The sequence below is a fragment of the Aeromicrobium sp. CnD17-E genome, from assembly GCF_024124745.1.
In the GTDB taxonomy this organism is placed as follows: domain Bacteria; phylum Actinomycetota; class Actinomycetes; order Propionibacteriales; family Nocardioidaceae; genus Aeromicrobium.
The window spans coordinates 1-3,501 of the sequence record NZ_JAMXRU010000174.1 but is presented as its reverse complement, the minus strand read 5'-3'; the positions used below and the strand labels follow the sequence as shown (position 1 = coordinate 3,501).

5 protein-coding genes are annotated in these 3,501 nt (G+C 74.2%); all 5 read left to right on the top strand.

Features of this window, described 5'->3' with window-relative positions:
- The coding region (locus NH339_RS17670; RefSeq protein ID WP_253027309.1) for a D-alanyl-D-alanine carboxypeptidase at positions 1-362 on the top strand (362 nt) is incomplete at its 5' end.
- A gap of 42 nt (positions 363-404) precedes the next feature.
- Complete coding sequence (locus tag NH339_RS18965; RefSeq protein ID WP_253027308.1) at positions 405-1,616, top strand: peptidoglycan-binding protein; 1,212 nt, start codon at positions 405-407, stop codon at positions 1,614-1,616.
- A 62-nt stretch (positions 1,617-1,678) separates the two neighbouring features.
- Positions 1,679-2,296 carry a hypothetical protein gene (locus NH339_RS17660; protein ID WP_253027307.1) on the top strand — a complete coding sequence of 206 codons (618 nt, stop codon included), beginning with the start codon at positions 1,679-1,681 and terminating at the stop codon, positions 2,294-2,296.
- Positions 2,297-2,376: 80 nt separating this feature from the next.
- On the top strand, positions 2,377-2,550 hold the full coding sequence (locus NH339_RS17655; protein ID WP_253027306.1) for a hypothetical protein: 174 nt from the start codon (positions 2,377-2,379) through the stop codon (positions 2,548-2,550).
- 3 nt (positions 2,551-2,553) lie between these two features.
- On the top strand, positions 2,554-3,501 hold a 948-nt coding region (locus NH339_RS17650), incomplete at its 3' end, for a JmjC domain-containing protein (protein ID WP_253027305.1).

The following is a 3,501-nucleotide window of genomic DNA, read 5'->3' as shown; positions in this document are numbered from 1 at the left end:
GCGACGGCAGCGGGCTGTCACGCGCCAACCGGATCGCGCCGGCGACCCTGGCGGGCGTGCTGCGCGCGGCGTCGGCGCGGGCGGCCACCGCGCCGCTGCTCGCCGACCTCCCGGTCGGCGGGTTCACCGGCACGCTCGCGAACCGGTTCGGGACCGACTCCGCCGGTCGCGGCCTGGTCCGGGCGAAGACCGGCACGCTGACCGGCGTGCACTCCCTCGCCGGCTACGTCACCAACCGCGACGGCACGCCCCTCGTCTTCGCCGTCATGACCGACGACACCGAGGACGTGAACCCCTTCGTCACGCAGGCCGCGGTCGACGACGTCGCGGCCGCGCTCGCCGGCTGCTCCTGCGGCGGCTGAAGAACAGGCCTGTAGTTCACGCGTTCTCGTGGCAGGAGTGACGTGTGGGACGCAGGATGGTGGTTCCGCCGGGTGGGGAAGCCCGACGGGTCGAGGGAGATCATCATGCGCAGGCTCGGGCTCGCGTGTGTCGCCGCACTGCTGTGCGCGACCACGCTCACCGTCATCAGCGGCACCACGTCGACGGCAGCGTCGTCGACCCCGGTGGCGTTCCCGTCGAAGCCGAAGGGGCTCAAGGCGCCCGTGACGCTGCCGAAGGAGGTCGACCCGGCCTCGGCGTACGTCCCGCAGGTGGCCTGCCAGCCGGGCACGCCGCGCGGCGTCGCGCTGACGCGGGACCTGGTCATGCGCACCTACGGCGTCGGCGGTGCGGGGAACACGGCCCGCAGCTGCACCGAGGGGGTCTCCGAGCACGCCGACGGTCGGGCGTGGGACTGGATGGTCGACGTCACGAAGCCGTCCGAGCGCGCCGCGGCCGCGGACTTCCTGGCCTGGCTCACGAAGGACGGCGGCACGAACGCCCGGCGACTGGGCGTCATGTACGTCATCTACAACGAGAAGATCTGGGCCATCTACCGGGCCAAGGAGGGCTGGCGGCCCAGCTCGGGCCACCGCGACCACGTGCACGTCTCGTTCAGCTGGAACGGCGCCCGGGGCACCACGAGCTTCTGGACGGGCAAGGTCCACCCGGTCGACTACGGTCCGTGCGCCCGGTACAGCGGCCAGCCCGGCGTCGTGAACGGCCAGGCACGCACGACTCCCTGTCCCGCGCTCACCGCCCTCGTGCGCAAGACGTCGCGCAGCATCGAGGAGCTCGGCTCGCGCGCGTCGACCGTGCGCTCGGCGCAGACCGCACTGGGCGTGAAGGTCACCGGCACGCTCGACACCACCACGCGGTCCGCGCTCGCGCGCTACCAGAGGGCGCACGACCTGCCGCCCACGGCGACCCTCGACCAGCCGACGTGGTCCTCGCTCGTCCCGGCCAGCACGACCTGGGACGCCGCCGGCTCGATGACGTCGGCCGAGGCGGCGCGCTACGGCGCGAAGAACTACCCGACCACGCTCGGTCCGTGGGCGACGGGCAAGTCGGTGCTGGTGCTGCAGGTCGCGCTCGCGGTGCCGCGCGCCGACCGCAACGGCTACCTCGGGCCGCGGACCGTCGCCGCCGTCAAGGCACGTCAGCAGGCGCTCGGACGCCCGGTCACGGGTCGCTGGTCGAAGGCGGACTGGGCGGCGCTGGCAGCAGCCTCCTGACCTGCGGCGACGACGGTCCCGTTGGACTGGTGCCCGGAGGTGCGGCGCGCCACGATGGGACCATGAGCGACGACCAGGTGCAGCGACCGGCCCGCGACGACCACGACGTCGACCGCAGCCACGGCAAGGACGAACGACGCTACGTGCCCTCCGAGGTCGACCCCCATCGCTGGGTCAAGCGCCTGGCGGCCGTGCTCGTGGGCGTGGCCGTGGTCTACCTGCTGGCCCTCGTGGCGGGGGCGTTCTTCCCGCGCTGGTGGGCCCAGCGCGTGGCCGACCAGGTCAACGGCGACATCACGAGCGGCGTCCTGTGGGGGCTCTTCTACGGGTTCGTGTTCACCATCGTGCCGCTGCTGCTGGTCCTGCAGCTCCGGCGCAGGTTCTTCAGCTGGACCTGGCGCGGGATCCTGCTCGTCGTGGCCGTCCTGCTGGCCGCGCCGAACTGGTTCACGCTCTCGATCGTCGTCGGCGCCGGCAGCGCCGCGCACGCCGGCGAGCGGATCCTCGACGTCGACGCGCCGGGCTTCCGGGTGGCCACCGCGATCGGCGTGGTGGGCGCCGTGGCACTCGTCGCCATCCTCACCGTCACGGGTGCGCTGGCCCACCGTCGCAAGCGGCAGGTGCGTGACCTCAAGGGGCAGCTGCACGAGCGCGACGAGCGTCCCGGGACGGGCGCCTGACGCCGAGTTGCGACGTCCGCGCACGGTGCCAGGCTGGGTCTCGCGGCACCCGCCGCGTACCCGACTCGAGGAGGAACCTCATGAGCGAGCAGAACCTAGAAGGACCCGCTGACGGTGGCGCCGAGGGCACCCCGGGTGTCCAGGACGGTGGCGCCGACGGTGGCGCCGAGGGCCCCGCTGACGGTGGCGCCGAGGGCACCCCGGGCGTGCAGGACGGTGGCGCCGACGGTGGCGCCGACGGCTCGGCGCACTGAGTCGTGACCACCACCGAGCAGGGCGGGCCGGCCGGGACGACGTCACCTGACGTCGCCCCCGGTCGTCCGGCCCTGCGTCGGCTGGTCGTCGACCCCGTCGGCTTCGCCGCCGACACCTGGGGTCGGGCCCCGCTGCTGACCCGCGCGGCCGACCTGCCCGGCGCCTTCGACGACCTCTTCGGCGAGACCGCCGTCGACGACCTCGTCTCCACCCACGGCCTGCGCACCCCCTTCCTGCGGGTCGCGAAGGACGGCAGCACCCTGCCCGCCCGCGCCTTCACGTCCGGCGGCGGCGTGGGTGCCGGCATCGCCGACCAGGTCGACGACACGCGCCTCACGGCGTTGTTCGCCGACGGCGCCACGCTCGTGCTCCAGGCGCTGCACCGCACCTGGCCCCCGGTCGTGCGCTTCGCCCAGCAGCTCGTCGCCGACCTGGGCCACCCCGTCCAGGTCAACGCGTACGTCACGCCGCCGCAGTCGCGCGGCTTCGACGACCACTACGACGTGCACGACGTGTTCGTCCTGCAGATCTCCGGTGCCAAGCGCTGGCGCATCCACGCCCCCGTGCACGAGGCGCCCCTGCGCGACCAGCCCTGGACCGACCGCCGCGAGGCCGTGCGCGCCGAGGCGGAGCGCGAGTGCCTCATCGACGAGGTGCTCGAGCCCGGCGACGTCCTCTACCTCCCGCGCGGCACCCTCCACGCCGCGACGGCGCTCGGAGACGTCAGCACGCACCTCACCTTCGGCGTCCACACCTGGAACCGCTACCACCTCGCCGAGGAGGTCGTGGCCGCGGCGCTGGCCGCCGTCGCCGACGACCCCGACGTCCGCACGTCGCTGCCCCTGGGCGTCGACGTCGCCGACCCCGACGACCTCCACGCCCACGCCGAGCTGGTGCGCGACCGGCTGCTGGCCGCCGTCCGCGCCGTGCCCACCGCCACGCTCGCCGCC

What these genes read in the sequence shown, in the direction of transcription:
- NH339_RS17655 (WP_253027306.1), top strand. Translation starts at nt 2,377, where the DNA reads ATGAGCGAGCAGAACCTAGAAGGACCCGCTGACGGTGGCGCCGAGGGC.
- NH339_RS17660 (WP_253027307.1), top strand. Translation starts at nt 1,679, where the DNA reads ATGAGCGACGACCAGGTGCAGCGACCGGCCCGCGACGACCACGACGTC.